General features: G+C 70.2%; 27 protein-coding genes. 11 read left to right on the forward strand and 16 right to left on the reverse strand.

The window, feature by feature from the left end; genetic code table 11:
• Positions 1–2: 2 nt before the first annotated feature.
• The 6 genes from LY41_RS06050 to LY41_RS06075 all read right to left on the reverse strand — a co-directional run bounded on the left by LY41_RS06050 (position 3) and on the right by LY41_RS06075 (position 4,534).
• Positions 3–185, reverse strand: coding sequence for a hypothetical protein (locus tag LY41_RS06050; protein ID WP_253862788.1), 183 nt, complete (start codon positions 183–185; stop codon positions 3–5).
• Positions 182–1,054 carry a class I SAM-dependent methyltransferase gene (locus LY41_RS06055; protein WP_253862789.1) on the reverse strand — a complete coding sequence of 291 codons (873 nt, stop codon included), beginning with the start codon at positions 1,052–1,054 and terminating at the stop codon, positions 182–184. The genes LY41_RS06050 and LY41_RS06055 overlap by 4 nt, the downstream gene beginning before the upstream one ends.
• Before the next feature lie 72 nt (positions 1,055–1,126).
• On the reverse strand, positions 1,127–1,384 hold the full coding sequence (locus tag LY41_RS06060) for a hypothetical protein (RefSeq protein WP_253862790.1): 258 nt from the start codon (positions 1,382–1,384) through the stop codon (positions 1,127–1,129).
• Positions 1,381–1,740: a WhiB family transcriptional regulator gene (locus LY41_RS06065; RefSeq protein WP_253862791.1), complete on the reverse strand. Its 360-nt coding sequence runs from the start codon at positions 1,738–1,740 to the stop codon at positions 1,381–1,383. The genes LY41_RS06060 and LY41_RS06065 overlap by 4 nt, the downstream gene beginning before the upstream one ends.
• 115 nt (positions 1,741–1,855) lie before the next feature.
• A complete protein-coding gene (locus LY41_RS06070; protein ID WP_253862792.1) occupies positions 1,856–2,197 on the reverse strand; it encodes a hypothetical protein in 342 nt (113 codons plus the stop codon).
• Between the two features lie 246 nt (positions 2,198–2,443).
• A complete protein-coding gene (locus LY41_RS06075; RefSeq protein ID WP_253862793.1) occupies positions 2,444–4,534 on the reverse strand; it encodes an ATP-dependent DNA helicase UvrD2 in 2,091 nt (696 codons plus the stop codon).
• A 57-nt stretch (positions 4,535–4,591) separates the two neighbouring features.
• Here LY41_RS06075 and LY41_RS06080 point away from each other — a divergent pair, with 57 nt between their 5' ends.
• Positions 4,592–5,320 (forward strand): DUF4191 domain-containing protein, encoded by a 729-nt coding sequence (locus LY41_RS06080; RefSeq protein WP_253862794.1) that lies wholly within the window; start codon positions 4,592–4,594, stop codon positions 5,318–5,320.
• Between the two features lie 150 nt (positions 5,321–5,470).
• Here the strand turns inward: LY41_RS06080 and LY41_RS06085 are convergent, their stop codons facing one another.
• The gene (locus tag LY41_RS06085; protein WP_253862795.1) at positions 5,471–5,947 is read right to left on the reverse strand and encodes an RDD family protein; all 477 of its coding nucleotides are present in this window, start codon (positions 5,945–5,947) and stop codon (positions 5,471–5,473) included.
• 182 nt (positions 5,948–6,129) lie between these two features.
• On the opposite strand from LY41_RS06085, the gene glnA reads away from it, so the two are divergent.
• Entirely contained in the window at positions 6,130–7,554 is a 1,425-nt protein-coding gene (glnA, locus tag LY41_RS06090) for a type I glutamate--ammonia ligase (RefSeq protein WP_253862796.1), read from the forward strand.
• Positions 7,555–7,584: 30 nt separating this feature from the next.
• Here glnA and LY41_RS06095 read toward each other — a convergent pair whose 3' ends face one another.
• Together LY41_RS06095 and LY41_RS06100 are read right to left on the reverse strand one after the other, a co-directional pair.
• Entirely contained in the window at positions 7,585–8,673 is a 1,089-nt protein-coding gene (locus LY41_RS06095) for a tyrosine-type recombinase/integrase (RefSeq protein WP_253862797.1), read from the reverse strand.
• On the reverse strand, positions 8,670–9,164 hold the full coding sequence (locus LY41_RS06100; protein WP_253862798.1) for a hypothetical protein: 495 nt from the start codon (positions 9,162–9,164) through the stop codon (positions 8,670–8,672). Before LY41_RS06100 ends, LY41_RS06095 begins: the two co-directional genes overlap by 4 nt.
• Before the next feature lie 110 nt (positions 9,165–9,274).
• On the opposite strand from LY41_RS06100, the gene LY41_RS06105 reads away from it, so the two are divergent.
• The 7 genes from LY41_RS06105 (at position 9,275) to LY41_RS06135 (ending at position 12,464) form a co-directional block, all read left to right on the forward strand.
• Positions 9,275–9,505, forward strand: a complete 231-nt coding sequence (locus tag LY41_RS06105; RefSeq protein WP_253862799.1) for a helix-turn-helix transcriptional regulator — start codon at positions 9,275–9,277, stop codon at positions 9,503–9,505.
• Complete coding sequence (locus LY41_RS06110) at positions 9,502–9,738, forward strand: hypothetical protein (protein ID WP_253862800.1); 237 nt, start codon at positions 9,502–9,504, stop codon at positions 9,736–9,738. Before LY41_RS06105 ends, LY41_RS06110 begins: the two co-directional genes overlap by 4 nt.
• Complete coding sequence (locus tag LY41_RS06115; protein ID WP_253862801.1) at positions 9,735–10,067, forward strand: hypothetical protein; 333 nt, start codon at positions 9,735–9,737, stop codon at positions 10,065–10,067. Before LY41_RS06110 ends, LY41_RS06115 begins: the two co-directional genes overlap by 4 nt.
• Positions 10,064–11,254 carry an AAA family ATPase gene (locus LY41_RS06120; RefSeq protein WP_253862802.1) on the forward strand — a complete coding sequence of 397 codons (1,191 nt, stop codon included), beginning with the start codon at positions 10,064–10,066 and terminating at the stop codon, positions 11,252–11,254. Before LY41_RS06115 ends, LY41_RS06120 begins: the two co-directional genes overlap by 4 nt.
• A 43-nt stretch (positions 11,255–11,297) precedes the next feature.
• A complete protein-coding gene (locus LY41_RS06125; RefSeq protein ID WP_253862803.1) occupies positions 11,298–11,645 on the forward strand; it encodes a hypothetical protein in 348 nt (115 codons plus the stop codon).
• Positions 11,646–11,850: 205 nt separating this feature from the next.
• The gene (locus LY41_RS06130; protein WP_253862804.1) at positions 11,851–12,243 is read left to right on the forward strand and encodes a hypothetical protein; all 393 of its coding nucleotides are present in this window, start codon (positions 11,851–11,853) and stop codon (positions 12,241–12,243) included.
• The gene (locus LY41_RS06135) at positions 12,240–12,464 is read left to right on the forward strand and encodes a hypothetical protein (RefSeq protein ID WP_253862805.1); all 225 of its coding nucleotides are present in this window, start codon (positions 12,240–12,242) and stop codon (positions 12,462–12,464) included. The genes LY41_RS06130 and LY41_RS06135 overlap by 4 nt, the downstream gene beginning before the upstream one ends.
• Positions 12,465–13,411: 947 nt before the next feature.
• Here the strand turns inward: LY41_RS06135 and LY41_RS06140 are convergent.
• From LY41_RS06140 to LY41_RS06165, 7 genes are all read right to left on the reverse strand, one after another.
• A complete protein-coding gene (locus tag LY41_RS06140) occupies positions 13,412–13,699 on the reverse strand; it encodes a hypothetical protein (protein ID WP_253862806.1) in 288 nt (95 codons plus the stop codon).
• Between the two features lie 75 nt (positions 13,700–13,774).
• On the reverse strand, positions 13,775–14,776 hold the full coding sequence (locus tag LY41_RS06145; protein WP_253862807.1) for a helix-turn-helix domain-containing protein: 1,002 nt from the start codon (positions 14,774–14,776) through the stop codon (positions 13,775–13,777).
• 175 nt (positions 14,777–14,951) lie between these two features.
• Positions 14,952–15,074 carry a hypothetical protein gene (locus tag LY41_RS23565; RefSeq protein ID WP_301296517.1) on the reverse strand — a complete coding sequence of 41 codons (123 nt, stop codon included), beginning with the start codon at positions 15,072–15,074 and terminating at the stop codon, positions 14,952–14,954.
• Positions 15,067–15,477, reverse strand: a complete 411-nt coding sequence (locus tag LY41_RS06150; protein ID WP_253862808.1) for a hypothetical protein — start codon at positions 15,475–15,477, stop codon at positions 15,067–15,069. The genes LY41_RS23565 and LY41_RS06150 overlap by 8 nt, the downstream gene beginning before the upstream one ends.
• A complete protein-coding gene (locus LY41_RS06155) occupies positions 15,474–15,836 on the reverse strand; it encodes a hypothetical protein (protein ID WP_253862809.1) in 363 nt (120 codons plus the stop codon). Before LY41_RS06155 ends, LY41_RS06150 begins: the two co-directional genes overlap by 4 nt.
• 423 nt (positions 15,837–16,259) lie before the next feature.
• The gene (locus LY41_RS06160; RefSeq protein WP_253862810.1) at positions 16,260–17,996 is read right to left on the reverse strand and encodes an AMP-binding protein; all 1,737 of its coding nucleotides are present in this window, start codon (positions 17,994–17,996) and stop codon (positions 16,260–16,262) included.
• Positions 17,997–18,042: 46 nt separating this feature from the next.
• A complete protein-coding gene (locus LY41_RS06165; RefSeq protein WP_253862811.1) occupies positions 18,043–21,381 on the reverse strand; it encodes a carboxyl transferase domain-containing protein in 3,339 nt (1,112 codons plus the stop codon).
• A 36-nt stretch (positions 21,382–21,417) separates the two neighbouring features.
• Between LY41_RS06165 and LY41_RS06170 the strand changes: the two genes are divergently transcribed.
• Both LY41_RS06170 and LY41_RS06175 read left to right on the forward strand, forming a co-directional pair.
• Entirely contained in the window at positions 21,418–22,062 is a 645-nt protein-coding gene (locus LY41_RS06170; protein ID WP_253862812.1) for a TetR/AcrR family transcriptional regulator, read from the forward strand.
• Positions 22,063–22,120: 58 nt separating this feature from the next.
• Positions 22,121–22,324, forward strand: a complete 204-nt coding sequence (locus LY41_RS06175) for a hypothetical protein (protein ID WP_253862813.1) — start codon at positions 22,121–22,123, stop codon at positions 22,322–22,324.
• Position 22,325 lies beyond the last annotated feature (1 nt).

The following is a 22,325-nucleotide window of genomic DNA, read 5'->3' on the forward strand; positions in this document are numbered from 1 at the left end:
CGTCACCAGTACTCGGAGGGCAGCTTTCCCTCGATGTCGCGAACATGGTCACGGACGCAGCGCGGGCAGAGCCAGCGCGTCCGGCCGGCGTCGGACTCCCGCAACCACCCCAGACCGGCGGCAGCGGCGGCGGGTTCCCCGCGCTGTCCGCACAGTCCGCACGTCACGGCCTCCTCGTCGGTCATGGCTTCCTCCCCAGATACACCGTGCGTGCGCTCAGCAGACAGAGGTCGTCGCGGTGCCCGAGATATTCGGCCGCCGCCGGATCCAGCAGCCGGGCCACCGCGTCGCGATCCTCGTCGTCCATCCGGTCGTCGGTCATCTCGGCGAGGCCGCCAACGTGGTCGAGCACGAACTCACGTACCTGTTCCCCACCCGGAGCGGGGTGATCGACGAGGTAGGTGAAGGACGTGACGTCGGTGAGCCCGGCACGGGCCACGGCCGTGGTCCACCCGTAGTCCATGCGCACCGCATCCGGCATCGACGAGCGCATGTCCTCGAACCACGCGTCGCGATGACCGAGCAGGCGAAGCTCCAGCCCGGGGCGGCCCACACCGAGATCCCACGGCAAGCAACGCATGCTGAGCCCGCCTTCGGCGACCGCCAGGACGCCGCCGGAGCGGAGGGCCGCCGCGAGCCGGTCGACGGCGGCCTGCTGGTCGGGGAGATGGTGCACCACGGCCGACGCCCAGACCAGATCGACCGGCGCGACGAGTTCCGCGAGCGGTTCCGCGGCGGCGTCGGCGACGATCCGGTCGACGGTCACCGAGGTGCCGCCGGCCTCGCGGGCGGCATCGCCCGCCGCGGCGATGAGTTCGTCGACCGCGTCGATGACGACGAGCGTGCCACCGCCCCGTGCACGCAGAGAGGCGGCGAGGGCTGCGCTCATCCCTCCTGCCCCGGCGCCGACGTCCACCACCGTCGCTCCGGCGCCGAGACGGTGGGTGAGCCGGTCTGCGACCCCGGCCGTGGCGGTGCTCTCGAGGTCGTCGAGTCTGCGCATGCCGGACAGGCGCGCAGCCCAGTCGACGTCGTCGTGCGTATGTGCTGCCATCCCACCAATTCAACACCGGTGGACCGCAGGGTGGCGAACGGACGCGTCATCCGTTCGCCACCCTGCGGCGGTCTACGGCTCGAAGTGCGCCGCGCGATGTGAGGCCCATCGTGCGACCCGCTGCCAGCGCCGTGCCGCGCGCTCCCGGCGCGCGACGCGCCCGAACTCGGCCTGTTTTCGCAGCTCACGTAATCGATCTCTGGCCATTTCTTCGTGCAACATAGGGGTGGTCTCCGCGTTCGGATAGTCGGGTGTCCGGTGTGCCGGCGTCACCATCGGCGCGACCGGCGGGTACTCCTCGCCCGGTCCGCGGTGTGGTCGGATCATCATGCGGCGCTCCGTTCCCGCGGTTCGGGCACCGGCTGCTTCCGCGGGCGGCCACGCGGCCGCTTGCGGGCTACGACGGCACCGCGTTCGAAGATCTCGCCTCCCCAGACGCCCCACGGCTCACCGCGGGCCAGCGCACCTTCCAGGCAGGCCGAGCGCACCGGGCACTCCCCGCACAGCGTCTTGGCGCGTTCCAGTTCGGCCGGCTTCTCGGCGAACCACAGGTCCGCGTCCCCGGTCCGGCAAGGGAGGTCGAAATCGGCGGACTCTCCGGAGTCGATCAGTTCGGCGACTCCGGTCGTCCCGGCCAACAGGGCGGAGAACGTCTCCTCTGACGCGGAGACGGTGGCCGTTGGCATGGCGGCTCTCCTTCAATGACGAGTGTGTGCGGACGAGTCGACGGACCCGCACAGCCCTCGAACAGCACGAAGGCCGCGGATCCGATGGGTTCCGCGGCCTTCGAGAGCCTGATGTCTAGCCGATCGCTAGACGACGCCTCTCGCGTAAGCCAGGCGGAACCTGCGGCTTGCCCTGGATCTGGATCGGACGCAGCTGACGACGCTGCGGACGCGGCACCGGGTTGCCGAGGTCGGCAACACCGGCGTGAGTCCGAGCGGCACCCGGAACGTGCGACGTCGTGCCCCCACGCACGCCGAACACACCGAGGTCACCCAGATCCAGGGACAGGCCGCTACGGCGGCGGTCACGGTCGACCGGCGCGCAGGACAACAGCGCGCGCACGAACTGCCCGTCACCGAGCAGGGCCGACCGGTTTCCGGAGATGCCGGCGGTGTCGATCGTTGTCATGAACTCCATTGCGGGCACCTCCTCTCACATCGGTCGGCCACCACCGGGGCGGCCGCGCGTCTTCAACCTGGTCATTGCAGGTTATTGCGACCGCACGCGACGGGGCAACTGATTTTTCGAAAAGTTCGTCATTCTCCAAGAAAAGGTCTGTGACCAGCGATGACAGTCGTCCCGGCGCCACTGCCGACAGGTCCGCCACGTCCGGCAGGAGCACCGAGCCCGGAGCCCACCGCACGGACGACGCGAGTGGACGGACTATCCGCTCGCCTCGTCACGCACGACCGCGAGGATCTCGTCACCGAACTGCTGGAGCTTGGATGAGCCGATACCGGAGATCCCGACGAGCGCCTTGCTGTCGCCGGGGCGCTGTTCGGCGATCGCCACGAGGGTCGAGTCGGTGAACACCACGAAGGCGGGCACGTTCAGCTCCCGAGCGCGCTCGGTCCGCCATTCCTGCAGCCGCCCGAGCAGGTGTTCGTCCACATCCGCCGGGCATTTGGTGCACCGGCCGAGTTTGACCTCCATCGTGGAAATGAGCGGGCGCGCGCAGAGGCGGCACGAATTGGCGAACTTCGTCTGCTTGCCCGAGGTCGCCGCGCGCGCCGCCGGATGGTCCTCCGGTACGAGGCCGTTCAGGAACCGGCTCCGCCGCCGGTTGCGCCTTCCGTCGGGATGGCGCGACAACGCCCAGCTCAGCGAGAGGTGTTCGCGGGCGCGCGTGACGCCGACGTAGAACAGCCTGCGTTCCTCCTCCACGGCCGCGTCGTCCCCGTCGGCGCGGTGGATCGGCACCGTGCCATCGGCCAGGCCGACGAGGAACACCGCATCCCATTCGAGTCCCTTAGCCGCATGCAGCGACGCGAGGGTCACGCCTTCCACCGTCGGTGGATGCTGCGCGCTCGCGCGTTGTTCGAGTTCGGTGACGAGCCTGCCCAGCGTCGCGCCCTCGACCGTGTTCGCCAGCTCCTCGGCCACCTCGACGAGCGCCAGCAGCGCGTCCCAGCGTTCCCGCGCCGCTCCCCCGGCAGGCGGTTGTTCGCTCAGGCCGACGCGCGCGAGCACCCGCCGGCACAGCGCGACCAGTCCACCCTGCGGCTCCTCGGCCGCCGCAGTGCGCAGCGCCGAGATCGCCTGCCGGATCTCCTGCCGCTGGAAGAACCGCTCACCGCCGCGCACCAGGTACGGCACGCCGACCTCGGACAACGCCTGTTCGTACGCCTCCGACTGGGCGTTCACGCGATACAGCACCGCGACCTCGCTGGCCGACACCCCGTCGTCGAGCAGCGCACGGATACGCGCCGCGACCGCGGCGGCCTCGGCGGGTTCGTCGTCGTACTCGGCGAACCGCGGCTCCGGGCCGTCGGCCCGTTGCCCGATGAGCTGCAGCCGTGACCCGGCAGGCCGGCCGTGCGCGGCGCCGATGACGCGGTTGGCCAGCGACACCACCTGCGGCGTCGACCGGTAGTCCCGCTCGAGGCGCACCACGGCCGCCTCGGGGAACCGGCGGGTGAATTCCAGCAGCGGGCGCGGTGAGGCGCCGCCGAAGGAATAGATCGTCTGATTGGCGTCGCCGACGACGGTCAGGTCGTCACGCCCGCCGAGCCACGCGTCGAGCAGCCGCTGCTGCGCGGGCGTGACGTCCTGGTACTCGTCGACGACGAAGCACCGGTAGCGCTCGCGGAACTCGTCGGCGACGGCGCGGTGCTCTTCGAGCGCTGCCGTGGTGTGCAGCAGCAGGTCGTCGAAATCGAGCAGCTGGGCGTCGTTCTTGGCCTGTTCGTATCCCCGGTACAGCTCGGCGATCCGCTGGGCCGGTTCCGGGATGTCCCGGTTCAGCCTGGCGACCACGGCCGGGTAGTCGTCCGGTCCGACCAGCGACGCCTTGGCCCATTCGATCTCGCTCGTGAGGTCACGCAGCACGTCGACCTCGGTGGGCAGCCCCAGCCGGTTGGCGGCCTGGCCGACGAGGCGGAGCTTGTTGCCGTCGACGAGGTCCCACTGGCGCTCGCCGACGACACGCGGCCAGAAGTAGCGCAGTTGCCGCAGCGCCGCGGCATGGAACGTGCGTGCCTGCGCCGCTTCGACACCGAGTCCGCGCAAGCGCGTGCGCAGCTCCCCCGCGGCGCGCGACGTGAACGTAACGGCAAGCACCTGACCTGCGGAAACATGCCCGGAACGGACGAGGTAGGCGATCCGGTGGGTGATCGTGCGGGTCTTGCCGGTGCCCGCGCCCGCGAGTACGCACACCGGGCCGCGCGGTGCGCACGCAGCCGCGCGTTGTTCGGGGTCGAGGCCCTCGAGCAGTTCCGGATGACGGTTCGACGACGCACTTCCCACGCCCCGCATCCTCGCAGAGGGGACCGACGCAGCGGCGACAGCCCGGACGCCCGTATCCTGGCGATTATGGCGGAGAAGCGGGACAAAGAGGCTGCCAAGCAGACCAAGAAGGACAAGAAAGCGGCGAGCAAGGCGCGCCGTGGCCAGATCTTCCAGGCGTTCCATATGCAGCGCAAGGAAGACAAGGCCCTGATCCCGTGGATGCTCGGGACCTTCCTGGTCATCGCGGGGCTGGTCTTCCTTCTCGGCATGTGGATCGGCATCGAGTGGCTGCTGCTGCCGCTCGGCATCCTGCTCGGTGTGCTCGGCGCGATCATCCTGTTCGGCCGCCGCGTGCAGCGGAACGTGTTCAGGAAGGCCGAGGGGCAGCCCGGCTCGGGCGCGTGGGCGCTGGACAACCTGCGTGGCAAATGGCGCGTGACGCAGTCCGTGGCGGCCACCACGCAGCTCGACGCCGTCCACCGGGTGCTCGGCGGACCGGGTGTGGTCCTCGTCGGCGAGGGCGCTCCGCACCGCGTCAAGAACCTGCTCTCGCAGGAGAAGAAGCGCATCGCCCGCCTTGTCGGTGAAACCCCGATCTACGAGGTGATCATCGGCGACGACGAAGGGCAGGTTCCGCTGCGCAAGCTGCAGAGCCACCTGATGAAGCTGCCGCGCAACCTCAAGGGCCCGCAGGTGGACGCCCTCGAGACGAAGCTCTCCGCACTGGGCAACCGCGGCGCGGCGATGCCGAAGGGACCGATGCCGCAGGGCGCCAAGATGCGCAACGTCCAGCGGACCGTCCGCCGCCGCTGAGCCGGCACCCTCAGAACTCACGCGCAGGCGAGCCGCCTTCCCGCTGCGGAAGGCGGCTCGCCTGCGTTCGGGGCTGTGCGTCGACTCGGCCGTACGTCGACTACGCCGGATGCGCCGTGCTCACGTCGGATGCGAGAGCGCGCAAGCCGGTCACCGCATGCGGACGACGACGGTGCCCGTGAGGCGGTCGTGCCAGCCACGGGCGTCGGCGTTGCGCACCGCGGCGGGGAGGAGCAGGAACGTGAGTACGCAGCGCACGAGCGCGCGCCACAGTCCCGGGACGCCGCCACCGTCGAGCCTGCCGATGCGGATACCGCACAGGCCCATCCCCGGGGTGAAGCCGAACCACGCCGCCGAGACGACCGTGAGGACGGCCCACGTGGCCAGCGACCACAGGTTGAACGACTCCATGGCGGCCGTGTCGGCGACATCGGGGCGGACGAACAGTGCCGTGAGCAGCGAGGCCAGCAGCAGGTCGGCGATCAGGCCGACGAACCGGCGGCCCGAGCCCGCCGCTGCACCGACGCCGCCGGCCGGCAACCCGAGCCGCTCGCCGGGCCAACGCGGCGGGTCCTGATCGGCCGCCGCGGACAGATTCGCCAGCCACTCTCCGGTCCATCGAGCCACCCGAACAGGATATGCCGCCGGTTCGCCGCTGCCCCGAACGGCCTGACGTGGGACTATGCAATATTCGCCGATCCGTTAACCCCGGTGAAACATACGGGTGACGGTAGGGCAACACCGCCCTCTTAACTTGGGCCGAAGAGAGCAATGCTCACGCGAGCTCGAACCAGAAGGAGTCACCGAGGGTGTCCACAACTGCCGACGATGTCCTGCGTCTCATTGCCGACGAGGACGTGCAATTCATCGATGTGAGGTTCTGCGACCTTCCGGGGATCATGCAGCACTTCACCGTCCCCGCCAAGTCGTTCGACGCGGACGCGTTCGAAGAGGGCCTCGCCTTCGACGGCTCTTCGGTTCGAGGCTTCCAGTCGATCCACGAGTCGGACATGCTGCTGCTGCCGGACCCGGCGACCGCGAAGATCGACCCGTTCCGGCAGGCCAAGACGCTGTCGATGAACTTCTTCGTGCACGACCCGTTCACGCGCGAGCCCTACAGCCGCGACCCGCGCAACATTGCGCGCAAGGCCGAGCAGTACATCTCCGAGTCCGGCGTCGCCGACACCGTGTTCTTCGGTTCCGAGGCCGAGTTCTACGTCTTCGACGACGTGCGCTTCGACTCGTCCGAGAACGCCACGTTCCACGAGATCGACTCGGTCGAGGGCTGGTGGAACACGGGCCGCAAGGAAGAGGGCGGCAACAAGGGCTACAAGACCAAGTTCAAGGGCGGCTACTTCCCGGTGCCGCCGGTCGACCACTACGCCGACCTGCGTGACGAGATCTCCCAGCACCTGATGGGATCGGACTTCCAGCTCGAGCGCGCCCACCACGAGGTCGGCACCGCCGGTCAGGCCGAGATCAACTACAAGTTCAACACGATGCTGCACGCTGCCGACGACCTGCAGCTGTTCAAGTACATCGTGAAGAACACGGCGTTCGAGAACGGCAAGACGGCCACGTTCATGCCGAAGCCGCTGTACGGGGACAACGGCTCGGGCATGCACTGCCACCAGTCGCTGTGGAAGGACGGGGCGCCGCTGTTCTACGACGAGTCCGGGTACGCCGGGCTGTCGGACGTGGCCCGCCACTACATCGGCGGCATCCTCGCCCACGCGCCGAGCCTGCTGGCGTTCACCAACCCGACCGTGAACTCGTACCACCGGCTCGTGCCGGGCTACGAGGCTCCGGTCAGCCTGGTGTACTCGCAGCGCAACCGCTCGGCGTGTGTTCGTATCCCGATCACGGGCAACAGCGCCAAGGCCAAGCGCATCGAGTTCCGCTGCCCCGACTCGTCCGGTAACCCGTACCTGGCGTTCGCCGCGATGATGATGGCAGGCCTGGACGGCATCAAGAACAAGATCGAGCCGCCGGAGCCGATCGACAAGGACCTGTACGAGCTTCCGCCGGAGGACGCCAAGGACGTCAAGCAGGTCCCGGCCGACCTGGAGACCGTTCTCACCAACCTCGAGGCCGACCACGACTACCTGCTCGAGGGTGGCGTGTTCACCCCCGACGTCATCGAGAAGTGGATCGCCTTCAAGCGCGAGGAAGAGATCGACCCGCTGCGGCTGCGTCCGCACCCGTACGAGTTCGCCCTCTACTACGACTGCTGATCAGTGAATGTGCGGTGACCTGGGGGCGGCTCATGCTGGGCCGCCCCCAGTCCGCACAGAGTCCGCAACAGCGGACAGGCGCGAGGACAGCACACGCTCGACCGCGGACCGCGTCGACTCGTCCGAGTCCGGCCACAAGTGCCCGTAAGTGTCGAGCGTGGTCTTCGCGCTCGCGTGCCGTAGCCGGTACTGCACGACCTTCACGTCGGCCCCGGACGCGATCAGCAGCGACGCGAGGTAGTGCCGCAGGTCGTGGAAGCGAAACTTCGCCGGCAGCCCCTCGACTCCCCCGCGCACACGTCGCATCTCCCGATCGATCCGCCAGGGCCCGGCCTGCCGCCCGTCCGTGTTCGTGAGCACGGTCGATGCCGGGTAGACCTTCACGTGCTCGGACAGTGCGGTAAGCAGAGTGTCCGCAACCGGAAGGGGCGTGCGTGACATGTCCGTCTTCAACGGCTCCTCCGGGTACTGCACTTCCGGGTGCAGCTCGCGCTGCAACCACTTCACCTCCCCCGGCCGCAGGCCGCACACCTCGGCGGTGCGCAGGCCGGCGAACGCGCCGAGCAACACCGCGACCCGGTACCGCGGCGCGAACGCCTCGTACAGCGCGAACACCTGATCAGTCGTCGCGACGTACGGACGCTGCTCCCCCGCGCTCGGCGCGGTACGCCGCGAGCACGGGTTCGCAGGCACCAGGCCGTCGAGCACCGCGTCCTGCATCACCTGCGATAGCCGCGCGTGCACCGCGTGAACGTACGATGTGCTGTAACCCCGCTCCTTCAGCGTCGCGCACCAGGCGCGCACGGATGATGGCCGCACCTGCGACAGCAGTAGCGAACCGAACTCGTCCCGGACCAGCGCCAAGTGCGTACGCGCCTGGCGGACGGTCGACGCGCGTTTCGTCGCGTACCCCGCGATCCACCGGTCGCACCACTCGCCGACCGTGATCTTGCGTGCTTTCGGCTCGATCCACGTTCCGGTGACCAGTTCGGCCGTCGCCTCGTCGAGCCACTTCTGCGCATCGGCCTTCCGGTCGAAGTGCCGCGCGTGCTCCTTGCCGACCGCGTCACGGTATCTCGCTCGCCACTGGCCGTTCGGCCGCTTCTTGATGCTGCTCATGGCGCGCCCCCGTCTGGCATGTCAAACCGTTCGCGAGCCTTTGTGATCCAGCGATTCGCCGTAGCTCGAGGAAGATCCCAGATCCCCATAACGGCCTGCCGTGGGCGACCCCATGTCACGTAGTGGAACCAGTAGCAGGCAGCTACGAGCTCAAGCTCGTCGTCGTCAGGGCGCTTGTCGGGCCGATGTCCGAGATGCGCACCGTGACCCGGCTGGACCGCCGCCCCGCCGACATCCTGCACCACTGCCCCCAGCTCAAGCGCGGACATATCGCGCGGTGTCACCGATGTTCCGTCCGTGCGCGCAACCGTCGCGGACTCGACAACGATTTTGTCCCCGCCAAACCCAGCGCGAACGGCCATGACCACGGGCGCACCGTCGTACTGGATTGTTGCCGTAAAAGTCGCCGGTATCGCGTCCCCGAGGGGCCCGAACGGGACATAGTCCACCCCGTCGTCGGCACTCACCTGCACCGTCCAGCCGTTCGCCATGCGGCCGGACGGTAGTCCCGACCGATACCAACGTCAACACGGGTTGCTATACCAACGTCAACGGTGGTATCAATCCATAGATCGAGACCAACGTCGACGGAGGTATCGACATGGACCGTACGAAGACCGACGGCAAGAACAAGCTTGTCCAGTACCTGACCACGGACGATGTCGCCGAGCGCTACCGGACCAGCCAGGGAACGGTGCGCTACTGGCGCCATATCGGATACGGGCCGAAGGGGGTCAAGTGTGGTGCGCGCGTGCTGTACCCGGTCGCCGAGTGCGAGAAGTTCGATCGCCAGCTCGCCGAGCAGATCGAGGGGGCCGAGGGCGTCGCATGATCGAGACATGGAACGGCCCCCGCCCGGAAGAGGAACGGGCAGGGGCCGCAGAGAACGAACCGAGCAGGGCAGCAGAGGCAACGTTCACCACGAGCGTACCGCGGCCCGCAGACATCGCGGCCTACCGGCGCCGCCGTTCCTGCCGCCGCGCCGAGCATCACCTACGTGTCGCCGGCTTGTGGGGCGCGCTGTCGGCCCGCGTACTCGCCGACATCGAGGCAGGCGCGTCATGACCGGCGACGTCGTAACCCTCGACCGGGCCGAGTACACCGCCCTCGTCAGCGACGCCGAGGCATGGCGCGCGCTCAAGCGCTCCGAGCACGTCGTCGACCTGCTGCACGAGTGGCACGAGTGGCGCCGGCGCCGCGACCTGTCCGCCGCGACCGCGGCCATGTCGTCGCTCGAAAGCTGGCACGCGGTCGCCGGCGCGCCCACCTTCACCGAGCTCGAGCGCCGACGCCGTGCCTACGAGCGCACCGCGCTCACACCCGACCAGATCAAGGCCCGCGCGGCCGCCTCGTGGGCCGCGGCCGAGCCGAACGTCAGGAGCACCGCCGCGTGAGCAATATCGACCAGTTCGCGCCACCGCCCGAAGTGGACACCGGCGATGACGCCGAGCCGCAGCCGCGCCGGCTCCGCTCGCAGCCCGTGCGCGAAATCCCGCTCAAGCGGCGTACGTGGCTGTGGGAGAACCGGGTGCCGCTCGGCGAGCTGACGTTGTGGGTCGGACATGCGGGTATCGGCAAGAGTCAGGCCGCGGTGTGGCTGGCCTCCGAGGTGTCCCGCGGCAGCCTGCCCGGCGAGCTGCACGGCACGCCCTCGCCCGTGCTCTACCTCGGCACCGAGGACGCGTGGTCCTACACGCTGGCGCCGCGGTTCGTGGCCGCCGGCGCCGACCTGGGCCGCGTGTACCGGCTCTATGCCGAGTCCTACGCCGGCGGCGACGGCGCGGTCTCGCTGGCGGCCGACCTCGGCGAGCTGCGCGACGAGATCAAGGGAACCGGCGCCCGCCTCGTCGTGCTCGACGCGCTGCTCTCAACCATGACCGGCCAAGACCTCACCCGGCAGGGCAACGTGCGCGGCTACCTCGAACCCGTGTCACAGCTCGCGCAGGACCTGAACATCGCCGTGGTGGGCGTGGCGCACTTCCGCAAGGCCGGCGGCGCCGACCCACTTCACATGATCGCCGGGTCCGCAGAGTTCGGCCAGGTCGTGCGCTCGGCCATCGGATTCGCCGCCGACCGCGAAGCCGACGACGGATCGGCCGTCATGTCGCTGATCAAAACCAACATCGCGCCGCAGTCGACGACGAGCGTGCGCTACCGCATCGAGCCGGCCACCGTCGACACCGCCGAGGGGCCGACCGATGTTGGCCGGTACGTGCCGATCGGCGAGACCGAGCAGAACGTACGAAACCTGATCGACCACGTACCCGACAGTGCCGACGAGCGCAGCGAACGCGACGAAGCCGTCGAGTGGCTGACCAGCTACCTACGGGACCAGGGCGGCACGGCCGCGGCCGCCGACATCTTCAAGGCCGCACGGGCCGACGGCATCGCCGAGGCCACGCTCAAACGTGCCCGCAAGCGCGCCGGCGTGGGTAGCCAGCGCCGCGGATTCGGCCAAGGCTCCGAGTGGACGGTCGACCCATCCGGATCACATTCGGCTCATTCGGGTCAGGGCACACACGCTGATCCGAACGGCCCGAATGGTGATCCGAACGGCCATACCCCGGGGCGCCCCGCATGACCCCACCGGACCGGGACCAGTCAGGACCATGAAGGGACACACCATGACCCACCCCATCTACTGCGAACAGTGGTGCCCGCCAGGCACCATGCCCGTCGTCCCCGGTGACGGAGGACGCATTGGCGACGAAGACACCGTCACGTCCTGCGCCTCATGCGAGACCGTCACCGACTGGCTATGCCACGACGTGCTGCCCTCCATCCGGCGCCACGGCTACTACGTGCCCGCCGGAACATCCCTCGAGGCCGAGTTCGACGCCATGGTTCAACAGGGCGACCTGCGCAGCCAAGCCAAGGAACTACTCGAGGGCATCTTCCCCGACGGCATGCCGACCAGCGAAGGAATTACGCCTGTCGCCGCATGGTTTGACGCGCCAGTCGACGGAAGATGACCTCAGCCTCGACACCGCCAGCAACACGCCACAAAGGACGGACACTAGTACTACATACCGTCGTATACTGGTGGGTGCCCGGGCACCGCCCGGGGTACGCGAAGCGGAAAGCCACCCGCCCGCAGGTGGCCCGCCCGGGGCTCTGTGTCCGGTGCCGGGCGGGCCGCCACTGGACACACCGGACACGCAAAGGGAGGCGGGACACATGGACCGCGAGCTATACAAGCGCTGGCACAACCACCCAGTACGAAGCCTGCTCAACCGCGCCGAACAGGGCGACCACATCCACGCCGACGAGCTGGACGACTTGCGGCTACCGGACAAGCAGCACCGCGCCGCCGAAAGCGCGATCACGCGACTTCGGAACGGCAAGGCTCCCGGCTGGGACACCCAAGGCGCCGTCGTCCCTGCCGCGGATCAGTACTCGGCCGAGATCGTCGACGCGCTCGGCCCCGACCACGAGACCCGCGAACAGTACGAACAGCGCCGCGCGCTCGCCGGCGACGCCACCGCAGCCGCCAACATCCGCGCACGCAAGGAAGCATCCGACGGCCTGGCCGACGACATCTTGGCCTCGCAGGGAGTGAAGCCAGCATGAGCACCGACCACCTGGACGACCTGATCGCCGAGAACCAGCAGCGCCGAACCGAGAACCGCGCCGACGACGAGCAGGCCGCGGCCGACACCGCCCGACTCATCGACCACATGGACCATCCGCACGAGAACGAGCAGCAGCGCGCCCGCCGCCAGGGCCGCCAGTCCGAACGCGAACGGCTCCGCCAGCTCGGCGTGCAACTCGACCCCAACGCCGACCTGTAACGAATGCGCAGCGGCGCCTGCGGCCACGGCCCCGGCGATGCTCGGCGCATCGACACCGACGCCATCGCCGACCGTGTGGCCGAACACCCACACATCCGGACTGACCCGCACCCCGGCGACGGTCACCCGCTCGCCGAACTACCCCCGGACCCGTGGCAGGACGGCGCGGATGTGCGGGAACGTTCCGCCCGACGCCGCGCCGCCCAAGCCCTCGACGACACCCTCGCCGTAGGCTGCCACCACCGGCCCTGTCAGGGCTGCAACCGAATCCTCACGTTCCTCTGCCGGCGAGACGAGCTGCCACACGTGCCGCTGTGTCCCGCCTGCAGACGGTCCGTCGCCGCCGAAGACCCGGACACCCCGGACCGGCAGGCCGGCCCCGCGGACGCGCGGACCCATCCGGGCGGCGAGATGCCACCGGGCGCCGACACGGCACCACCGGCGGCGACGGACCACCCCCACGGACAACACACCCCCACCCCGCCGCCCGTCCCGGGTACGGAGGGGTGAGGCGCACAGCAAACACTGTTCGGCACGCGGCCAGATGACAGCCGACAACATGGCGACAACGGCAAGCCGATCAGCGACAACGCCGAGCGCACGTCACCGGCCACGCCGAGCAACACCACCCCCGGACCGTCGAAAGCCCCGCCCCCATAACGCGCCCGAACAGGAACGCGCAGGCAACCGAGTCAGCAGCAGTCACGCTCGAGCGTGACCGGACGCCGCCGACGCAGCTCGGGCCGAGCCACCCGAGACGCCACCGAGCGTGACCGGTGACGGGGTGGGGAGGACCCCTCCCGCAGGGGACCCCCGTACGCATGGGGTTAGCGCCAGAGACTCCGCCCGGGTTTTGAAGTTCGCCGTTATCACCACAGAGGGTCACGAGCGCGGGCGGTTGGGGGTGGCTCTACCGCCAGGCAGCACCGGGCAGTGCCCGGCGCGTCTTACTCGTCCACGCCGATCCACTCGTGCCAGCAGGCGTGGCAGTCGAACAGGGCCGGCGGCACGCGGCGGTGCCGGCGAGGCACGACGATCTGGCGGCCGCACAGCATCTCGGCCACGGTGTCGGCGGCCGGTTCGTCGACGGTGCCGCCGATGTGGCGCACACCCTCGGCCACCGGGCGCCAGCCGGGCACCGTGTCGAGGTCGGGCGCCTCGGGGTCGGCCTCGATCGGCCACCCGTCCGGGCCGATCGTGACCATATGGCCGCTGGGGAACTGCACGTGCCGCATGGCCAGACCATCGACCGCTGGTGACCTGCGACAACAGGGGTTGCGCCATGCGCATAGGCGCGCGCATAAGCGCGCCTACTTGGCGTTCTCCGCGGCGTTCCAGGCGTGCCGGTACTCGGCCGTCCACTCGGCGTCGAGCTGATCGGCCGGCAGGCCGCCGAACCCGGCGGCGAAGTGGTCGGCCGCGGTCGCGTGGTCGGCCAGCGCGAGGTGCGTCAACCCGAAGTTGAGCCGGTGGAACGTGGGCGTGAGCCAGTAGGCGGTGCGGGGCGGTTCCTCGCGCGCGGCCTCGTCGAGCAGCCGCCCGGCGGTGTCCATCAGCCGCAGCGCCTCGTCACGCTCGCCGAGCTGGGCGTAGCCGTGCGCGGCCTGCGCCGCGGCGCCGACCCGCTGGGCGATGTGGGCCCCGGGGGTGTGGTGCTCGGCCAGGAACCAGCGCACCACCCCGCGCGGGTTGCCGCGCTGGCGGGCGACGTAGCCGCGGAAATTCGCCGCCTGCGCCGCCAGAATGCCGCTACCGGCCTCGTCGGCGAGCAGTTCGGCCTGGCCGAGTAGCTCGACGGCGCGTTCGTCGCCGCGCGATTCGGCGTGCAGCCATCCGGCGAACTGCACGTACTCGGCCGCGACCTCGGCCAGCGCATCGCGGTGCGGACCTCGCGCGGCCGGTAGCAGGGCGCGCACGGTGTCCATCTGCGCCAGGGACGCCGGAAGGATGATCTCCGGGCCGAGGGTGTCGTCGAGGCGTCGTTGCGCCGCCAGCAGATCGGCCAGGGCCGACACGGTGCCGCCATCGATGCGCGACGGATGCTCGGCGTGATGGGCGATGCGCGCCCGGTCCTCGTCCGACAGCACCAGGCCGGCCGCGCTCGGATGCAACAGGGCGCGCAGCGTGCCACCGGCGCCGACGAGCTCGTCCAGCCGGGCGGCAATGCGCTCGTCGTCGACGGCCTGCGTGTCGGACTCGTACCGCGACAGGCTGGACTGCGAGATCGGCACCAGGCGTGCCAGGCGGGACTGTGACAGGCCGGCGGCGGCGCGGAGCCGGCGCAGACGCTGCCCGAACGTCTCGGACGACATGGGGCTACCTCGTTCGCGGAGTCGGTCTCTCCGCGTGGCCCCCGGTGGCCAAACCGGGGGCACTACCTCCGCGAAGAGGACAGCGGCCAGGGTAGCGCGATCACCGGCCCCGACGGGAACGGCCGACCGAGGGGTACGCAGAAGCGCGCACCCCTCGGCCGACCGCGCTCTCGGGTCAACAGGCAGTCGACAGCACCCCGGGCGCCCACGTGTACAGCGCGGCCACGGTGCACGCCAACATCAGCGACACCGACCACCCGGCTACGGCCATGCGGCGGAACCACTCACGGTCAGACATGGTCGGCACCGCCCTCGGCGACGGCACGCTCGAGCGCGGCCAGGGCGGCACACCGGGTGGCATAGTCCAGCTCCGACGACCACCGTGCCGCGCGGTCGCCGTGCTGCCGCCAGCAAGCCCACCAGCGGCGGCCGCCGTGGCGCCAGCCGCGCCACGGCCGGCCGTCGCCGACCCAGCCGACGAACTCGCCGTCGAAGGTGACGCGGTAGGCCACGGTGCCGCCCTCCTCCATGGGCTCGACTCGTTCCAGCGTCTCGCCGGTGCCGAAGTGGACGTGCCGGACACCGCCGGCACCACCAGGAGGGGCGCCGCGGTGCTGGTCGAGACGTGCGCGAATGTCGGAGAGCCGGCGTTCGACGGCCTCGAGCTCGCCGCGCAGCGCGTGCAGATCGTCGCCGGTCATCGCTGCTCACCTCCGCGTGCGGTGCTGCGCATCTTGGCGGCGAACACGTGCACGTCGGCCGCGGTGAGCCCGTCCGGCTCGGCGTGCTGCTGCATCCGCGCGGCCAGCGCCCGCACCTCGTCGAGACGGCCCAGCACCTCGAGTTCGCCGGGATGTTCCTCGGCGAGCATGTCCAACAGATCGCGGTTCGCGACGTGCTCGAGGCGCAGCGCCTCGGCGTCGGCGGCGCTGCGCTGGTGATGGGCCATCAAGCCCTTGTACGCATCAGCCTTGCGCCGCCAGCGGCGGGAACGCGCCGCGAACACAGCCGCAGCGGTGGCACAGACTGCGCACAGCGCAGCGAGAACTACAGTTGCCATGGGTCGGAAGCTCCGTTTCCGATCAAGGCCCCGGCAGGTGGTGAGGTCACCTCGTCGGGGCCGCCTTATGGGGTCGGCAGGCGTACGGCCGAGGGGGCGGGCGCGCGCACTGTCCACATACGACGGAATGGTCCGCAGAGAGTCCGCAGGACGGTACAAAAGTGCCAGCGATTACCAACGTCACGAAACGTAGTAAGCGCAGCGCAGAACGGCCGCACGGCCGGTTGTTGCAGGTCAGGCGTGCCCTGCAGTGAGTTCGCTCTCTACTACGACTGCTGATCGGCGTGAGGTTCTGACCTCAGGGTTCATCACGGAAACGGCCCGTGGCCTGCGGAAACATCGTGAGATGCGTTCCGTTGGTCACGGGCCGTCTTCTCGTCGGCCGTTCCGAGTCCCACGCACACGCGTCGTGCCGACGGTCACTCAGCGACCGGCGTCGACGATCTGCTGCGCCTGGTCGGCGAGCTCCACCTTCCGGATCTTGCCGGTGGCGGTCATCGGGAACTCCTCGACGATCTCCACCACCGGAACCTTGTAGCCGGCCATCTGGTCACGCGCCCACGTCCGCAACTCGGCGGGGTCGAGGTCGGCCTCGGGGTTCGGGTTGACGAACGCCACCGGCGTCTGCCCGGTGTCCGGGTGCTCCGCGGCGACGACCGCGACGGTGCGGACCCCCGGGTGGCCGCACAGCAGCAACTCGACCTCGGCCGGGAACACGCTCATCCCGTTGACCTTGATCATGTCCTTGTCCCGGCCCAGGTAGTGCAAGCAGCCCTGGTCGTCGATGCGGCCGTTGTCACCGGTGTGCAGCCAACCGCCGACCAGCTGCCGCGCGGTGGCTTCGGGTTTGTTCCAGTAGCCGGTCATCACCGACGGACTGCGCACCAGGATCTCGCCGGCCTCACCCAACGGCAGCGGCATGCCGGTGGTGAAGTCGACCACGGCGACATCGGTGCCCGGCACCGGGATGCCACAGAACACGGGTTCCGCGCGCAGATCGGCGTCGTCGGCGGCCAAACCGAACGGGGTGACGTCCATGGTGTGGGTCTCGGTCATGCCGTACGCCCCCTCCCGCAGCACCGAATGGTCACCGACCGCGGCCTGCCAGGCGGCGCGGACCTCGGGCGTCATTTTGCGGACGAACGAGACCGCCATCGGATCCCGCAGCGTGGACAGGTCCCGCTCGCCGAGGTCGGGCTGGTCCAGCAGCTCCAGGTAGTTCTCCACGGTGCCGACCATCGTGGTGGCGCCGTGGGTCTCGATGGCCTCCAGCACGGCACGAGCGTTCCACCGGGACAGCAGCGCCACCGTGCCGCCGAGCACCAACGGGTTCAGGATGCCGAGGTTCTCCCCCGCGATCCAGAAGATCGGGATGTAGCAGACCGCGACGAATCCGGTCTCGGAGCTCTCCTCGGTGGCACCGGCCGAGGACGCGGCGGTGTAGATCATGTGCCGCTGGGTGTGCTGGCATCCCTTCGGCAGCCCGGTGGTGCCGCCGGTGTAGTTGAGCGCCGCGAGTGCGTCGACGTCGCGGGATCGCACCGGCACCGGCGCGGCGACGGCCGCCTCCGCCCACCGGGTGACCTCGCCGTCGACCGCGGCGGGCGGGCTCGCCTCACCTGCCAGCTCCCGCGGCCCGGTGACCAGCACATGCGCCACATTCACACCGTCGGTGTCCAGCGCGGTGGCCAACCGTGGGTACAGCTCGTCGAAGGTGACCACCACGGTGGCGCCGGAGTCGGCGAGTTCGTAGCTCAGCTCGGTGGTCTGGAACATCGGGTTCACCGGGACGTGCACCGCACCGAGCCGCAACGCGGCCAGCATGGTGATCACGAACTGCGGCGCGTTGGGCATGAACACCGCGACCCGGTCCCCGGCGGCCACCCCGGCCGACTCCATCCAGCCGGCGAGCCGGGCAACCCGGTCCGCCAGGTCGGCGTAGCTGATCCGGGCGCCCTCGAACGCGATGGCGGTGATCTCCGGGCGCCGCCGTGCCCACTCGTCGACGTACTCGGGCAGCGTGATCTCGCCCAGTGGGTAGTGCACCCGACGCGGGGTTCCGGCGGGGCGGAGCCGCTCCTGCCTGGGGCGCAGTTCGGCGAGGCAGGCCTCGAGCGCCCGGGCGGTCTCGGTCTCGGTCGCAGGGGTGTCCGCGGTCATCGGTGTCGTCCTCTCGGTGGCGGTGACGGTGTCGGGTGGGTCCGGGTCACCAGGTGTCCACGAAGTCGCGCCGGGACGAGGCCGTCTCGGCAGGCATCGCGGCCAGCACCCGGGCGCGGGTTTCGGCCGGGTCGATGACGTCGTCGACCTCGAACACCATGGCGGCGTTGAGCGCCTTGCCGTGCCGGTACTGCTCGGCCACCAGTTCCTCGTAGCGCTGCTGCCGTGCGGCCGGGTCCTCGATCGCCTCCAGCTCCCGGCGGTAGCCCAACCGCACGGCGCCCTCGAGCCCCATTCCGCCCAGTTCGCCGGTGGGCCAGGACAGCGTCGCCGCGGGCACTCGGAAACTGCCGCCCGCCATCGACTGCGCGCCCAGCCCGTAGGCCTTGCGCAGCAGCACCGTGACCAGCGGAACCGTCAACTTGGCGCCGGTGACGAACAGGCGGCTGAAATGACGCACCGTGGCGGTCTTCTCCGCCTCCGGGCCGACCATGAAGCCCGGGGTGTCGCACAGCGAGAGCACCGGAAGTCCGTGCGCCTCGCACAACTGCAGGAACCGGGCCGCCTTGTCGGCGGCGGGAGTGTCGATCGCACCGCCCAGATGAGCCGGGTTGTTGGCGATCAGCCCCATCGGGCGGCCCTCGACACGGACCAGCGCGGTGATGATGCCGGCGCCGAAGTCGCGGCGCAGCTCCAGCACCGAGCCGGTGTCGGCGACCAGGTCGATCACCCGGCGTACGTCGTAGACCCGCACCCGGTTCTCGCCGATCACGTGGCGCAGCAGCCGCTGATCGGCCGCCTCCCAGTCCGCGACCGGACCCTGGAAGTAGGACAGGTACCGCCGCGCCACGTCGACCGCCTCGGCCTCGTCCTCGACCAGCACGTCGATCACCCCGTTGGGCGCCTGCACGTCGGCCGGGCCGACCTCCTCCGGGCGATACACGCCGAGCCCGCCGCCCTCGATCATCGCCGGTCCGCCCATGCCGATAGTGGCGTCGCGGGTGGCGATGATGACGTCGCAGCAGCCGAGCAGGGCGGCGTTGCCGGCGAAACAACGACCGGTGGTGATGCCGATCGAGGGCACGACCCCGTTGAGCCGCCCCATGGTGGCGAACGTGGGGACGTCCAGCCCGGAGGCGCCGCCGTGGTCGGTGTCGCCGGGCCGGCCACCGCCGCCCTCGGCGAACAGCACCACCGGGAGCCGCTGCTGTTCGGCGAGTTCCAGCAGCCGGTCGGTCTTGCCGTGGTTGCGCACCCCCTGGGTACCGGCGAGCACGGTGTAGTCGTAGGACAGCACCGCGGCACGGTCGCCGTTGATCCGGGCGATCCCGGTGACCATGCCGTCGGCCGGGGTGTTGGCGAGCAGGTCCTCCTGGCTGCGGCGACGGCTCTGCGCGGCGACCGCGAGTGCGCCGTACTCGGCAAAGCTGTCCTCGTCGACCAGGTCGGCGATGTTCTCCCGCGCGGTCCGGTGCCCGCTGCGCCGCCGCTTGGCGACCGCGTCGGGACGAGCCTCGTCGAGCCCGATCCGGTGCCGGTCGAGCACCTCGGCCAGGTCGGGGCGGATGTGGTCGAGATCGACCTCCACCTCGTCGGCCCGCACCCCGCTCTGCTCCTCGTCGGGCTGCAGCCGTACCAGTTCCGCGCCGTCGACGGCGACGTCACCGGCGGCGACCAGCACCTCCTCGACCAGACCGGCCAGCGGTGCAGCGACGACGTACTCCATCTTCATCGCCTCCAGCACCACCACCGGTGTGCCGGCGAGCACGTGGTCGCCGGCAGCGACCGGGACGTCGACCACGGTGCCCGGGAACTCGGCGACGACGCGGCCCACCTCGGCCGCCGCCGCGGACTCCTCCTCGGCCGGCGCGAACTCGGAAACGTGCTCGTCGAAGAAGCCGGTGGTGATCTCACCGGCAGCGAACGCCGGGTGAGCCAGCAGCCGGTCCAGCACGGCGAGGTTGGTGTCGACGCCGTCGACCACGGTCTCCGCCAGCGCCTCCCGTGCGGCCGCAGCGCCGACGGCCGGGTCGGGCGAGGAGGTGTGGCTGACGATCTTCGCCAGCAGCGAGTCGTAACGGCCGGTGACGTCCATCCCCACGGCGGCGTGACTGTCGACGCGCACACCCGGGCCACCGGGCAGCTGCAGTGCCTCGATCCGGCCCACCCCGGAGACCGACGTGCCGTCCGGCCGCAGCCGCTCCGCGTTGACCCGCAGCTGCACCGCGAGCCCGCGGGGCGCCGGGATCCGGTCCTGAGTCAGCCCCGTCTCGGCCAGCGACGCACCGGCCGCGATCCGCAGCTGGGCGGCCACCAGGTCGAGACCGAGTACCTCCTCGGTGACGGTGTGCTCCACCTGCACCCGGGGGTTGACCTCGAGGAAGTAGGACCGCTCCGGATGGTCGGCGTCGACGAGGAACTCCACGGTGGCCAGGCCGGCGTAGCCGACCTCGGCGGCGATCCGGGTGGCCGCGGCCAGCAGCGGCTGCCGGTGTTCGGCCGCGAGAGTGACACACGGCGCCAGCTCGATGATCTTCTGGTGTTGCCGCTGCAGCGAACAGTCCCGGTCGTGCAGGTGGGCGATGCCGCCGCTGCCGTCGCCGATGATCTGCACCTCGACGTGACGGGCACGGGGCAGGTACTGCTCCGCGTACAGTTCGCCGCTGCCGAAACCGCGCTCGGCCTCGGAGCGGCACCGCTGCCAGGCGTCGGCCAGCTCGTCGGCACCACGCACGATGCGCATCCCACGGCCGCCCCCGCCACCGACCGCCTTGACCATCACCGCGCCGTCGTCGAGTCGTCGCAGCAGCGCCGCAGCCTCGGCCGGGTCGGAGCCTGCCGGAGTCGCGGGCAGTACCGGTACCTGCAACGACTCCGCCAGTTCCCGGGCGCGGCCCTTGTCACCGAGCAGCGCCAACGTCTCCGCACTCGGGCCGACGAAGGTGACGCCGGCCTTGTCGCAGAGCCGGGCAAGCTCGGCGCTCTCGCTGAGGAAGCCGTAGCCGGGGTGAAGCAGGGTGCAGCCCTGCTCGACGGCGACCTGGACCAGCCGCTCCGGGTCCAGATAGCCGGACTCGTCGGGTAGCGCCACGGCGGCGTCGGCCAGCGAAACCACCCGCCCGTCCCGGTCGCCGGGGGTATGGACCGCGACGGTGCGACAGCCCAGTCCGCGGGCGGCCCGGTGGATGCGGACGGCGATTTCGCCACGGTTGGCGATGAGGACCCCCGGGCGTGGCGACGGCTCGGACCCCGGTTGGGGCCGCGACTCCGGCCCCAACCGGGGCGGCGACTGGGACACCGATTCGGACAACGGAAAGACCTCCGGGCTGGTCGTGAACGCCGCATCGAGTCGTGGTGGCTCGACCCGGAACTCACCGAAAAACATGAGCTGCTTCACACCATACGTTTGACATTGACGCCAATGTCAATTCTCATCGTGTCCGTGGTCACACATCAACCATGGGCAACCCGCGAGAAGTACGACCGCGCCGACAGCGCCACCCGGGCAACCCTCGTCGCCGCCGCACAACGGACCTTCGAGAACCTCGGGTACGCCCGCACGACCATCGATCGCATCACCGAGGAGGCCGGCGTCTCGCGCGCCACCTTCTACGTCTACTTCGCCTCCAAACAGGAGGTGTTCGGCGTGGTCGCCCAACAGGTCCGCGACCGGATGGTCGCGGCCCAGGACCTCGGCGACATCGACGTCGACGACATCCGAGCCGTCGCCGCGGCGACCAACGCGGCATACCTCGACGCCTACACCGAGAACCTCGCCTTCCTCACCGTGCTGGAACACCAGTCGCTGGTGGACCCGGAGATGGAGGCACTGTGGGAGCAGTTCCACACCCGCTCCCGCGAGCGCACCGCGCGCTACGTCCGACACCAGATGGAGCGCGGCGCCGCCGACCCGGCGGCTTCTCCCGACGCGATCGCCCGGGCGGGCGGCGGCATGGTCGCCAATTTCGCACCGCTGGTCCGCAACGAGCCCGGTCTCCGCGAGGAGGCGATCGCCGACCTGACCGCGATGTTTCTGCGCCTGATCGGCGCGGACGATCCGACCTGAGTCGGAGCGTCGCGGCACGCATCCGTGTTTCCCGCGATCCTCGAGAGCGAGGCCCCTCGTGTCCCGTTCCACGCCCACCGCGACCCGCGGCGAGGTCGGACTGCTGGCCGGCATTGCCGTGCTGGCCGTCGTCACCTTCACCCCGTTGTTCAACGACGTCGAGATCGCCGGCGTCGCCCTGATCGCCTGGCTGCTCTGGTTCACGATGATCGCCGCCCCGGTCGGCGGCCTGATCCTCGCACTGCGGTCGAAGGAGGACTGAG

It is taken from the genome of Prauserella halophila, assembly GCF_024171895.1.
Taxonomy (GTDB): domain Bacteria; phylum Actinomycetota; class Actinomycetes; order Mycobacteriales; family Pseudonocardiaceae; genus Prauserella; species Prauserella halophila.

Excerpts from the sequence above, each read along its gene's own strand:
- LY41_RS23565 (WP_301296517.1), bottom strand. The coding sequence starts at position 15,074 with ATGTCTGACCGTGAGTGGTTCCGCCGCATGGCCGTAGCCGGGTGGTCG.
- LY41_RS06160 (WP_253862810.1), bottom strand. The coding sequence starts at position 17,996 with ATGACCGCGGACACCCCTGCGACCGAGACCGAGACCGCCCGGGCGCTC.
- LY41_RS06110 (WP_253862800.1), top strand. The coding sequence starts at position 9,502 with ATGATCGAGACATGGAACGGCCCCCGCCCGGAAGAGGAACGGGCAGGG.
- LY41_RS06105 (WP_253862799.1), top strand. The coding sequence starts at position 9,275 with ATGGACCGTACGAAGACCGACGGCAAGAACAAGCTTGTCCAGTACCTG.
- LY41_RS06050 (WP_253862788.1), bottom strand. The coding sequence starts at position 185 with ATGACCGACGAGGAGGCCGTGACGTGCGGACTGTGCGGACAGCGCGGG.
- LY41_RS06055 (WP_253862789.1), bottom strand. The coding sequence starts at position 1,054 with ATGGCAGCACATACGCACGACGACGTCGACTGGGCTGCGCGCCTGTCC.
- LY41_RS06135 (WP_253862805.1), top strand. The coding sequence starts at position 12,240 with ATGAGCACCGACCACCTGGACGACCTGATCGCCGAGAACCAGCAGCGC.
- LY41_RS06145 (WP_253862807.1), bottom strand. The coding sequence starts at position 14,776 with ATGTCGTCCGAGACGTTCGGGCAGCGTCTGCGCCGGCTCCGCGCCGCC.
- LY41_RS06150 (WP_253862808.1), bottom strand. The coding sequence starts at position 15,477 with ATGACCGGCGACGATCTGCACGCGCTGCGCGGCGAGCTCGAGGCCGTC.
- LY41_RS06095 (WP_253862797.1), bottom strand. The coding sequence starts at position 8,673 with ATGAGCAGCATCAAGAAGCGGCCGAACGGCCAGTGGCGAGCGAGATAC.
- LY41_RS06130 (WP_253862804.1), top strand. The coding sequence starts at position 11,851 with ATGGACCGCGAGCTATACAAGCGCTGGCACAACCACCCAGTACGAAGC.
- LY41_RS06080 (WP_253862794.1), top strand. The coding sequence starts at position 4,592 with ATGGCGGAGAAGCGGGACAAAGAGGCTGCCAAGCAGACCAAGAAGGAC.
- LY41_RS06125 (WP_253862803.1), top strand. The coding sequence starts at position 11,298 with ATGACCCACCCCATCTACTGCGAACAGTGGTGCCCGCCAGGCACCATG.
- LY41_RS06155 (WP_253862809.1), bottom strand. The coding sequence starts at position 15,836 with ATGGCAACTGTAGTTCTCGCTGCGCTGTGCGCAGTCTGTGCCACCGCT.
- LY41_RS06140 (WP_253862806.1), bottom strand. The coding sequence starts at position 13,699 with ATGCGGCACGTGCAGTTCCCCAGCGGCCATATGGTCACGATCGGCCCG.
- LY41_RS06065 (WP_253862791.1), bottom strand. The coding sequence starts at position 1,740 with ATGCCAACGGCCACCGTCTCCGCGTCAGAGGAGACGTTCTCCGCCCTG.
- LY41_RS06170 (WP_253862812.1), top strand. The coding sequence starts at position 21,418 with ATGTCAATTCTCATCGTGTCCGTGGTCACACATCAACCATGGGCAACC.
- LY41_RS06070 (WP_253862792.1), bottom strand. The coding sequence starts at position 2,197 with ATGGAGTTCATGACAACGATCGACACCGCCGGCATCTCCGGAAACCGG.
- LY41_RS06100 (WP_253862798.1), bottom strand. The coding sequence starts at position 9,164 with ATGGCGAACGGCTGGACGGTGCAGGTGAGTGCCGACGACGGGGTGGAC.
- LY41_RS06075 (WP_253862793.1), bottom strand. The coding sequence starts at position 4,534 with ATGCGGGGCGTGGGAAGTGCGTCGTCGAACCGTCATCCGGAACTGCTC.
- LY41_RS06060 (WP_253862790.1), bottom strand. The coding sequence starts at position 1,384 with ATGATGATCCGACCACACCGCGGACCGGGCGAGGAGTACCCGCCGGTC.
- LY41_RS06115 (WP_253862801.1), top strand. The coding sequence starts at position 9,735 with ATGACCGGCGACGTCGTAACCCTCGACCGGGCCGAGTACACCGCCCTC.
- LY41_RS06165 (WP_253862811.1), bottom strand. The coding sequence starts at position 21,381 with ATGTTTTTCGGTGAGTTCCGGGTCGAGCCACCACGACTCGATGCGGCG.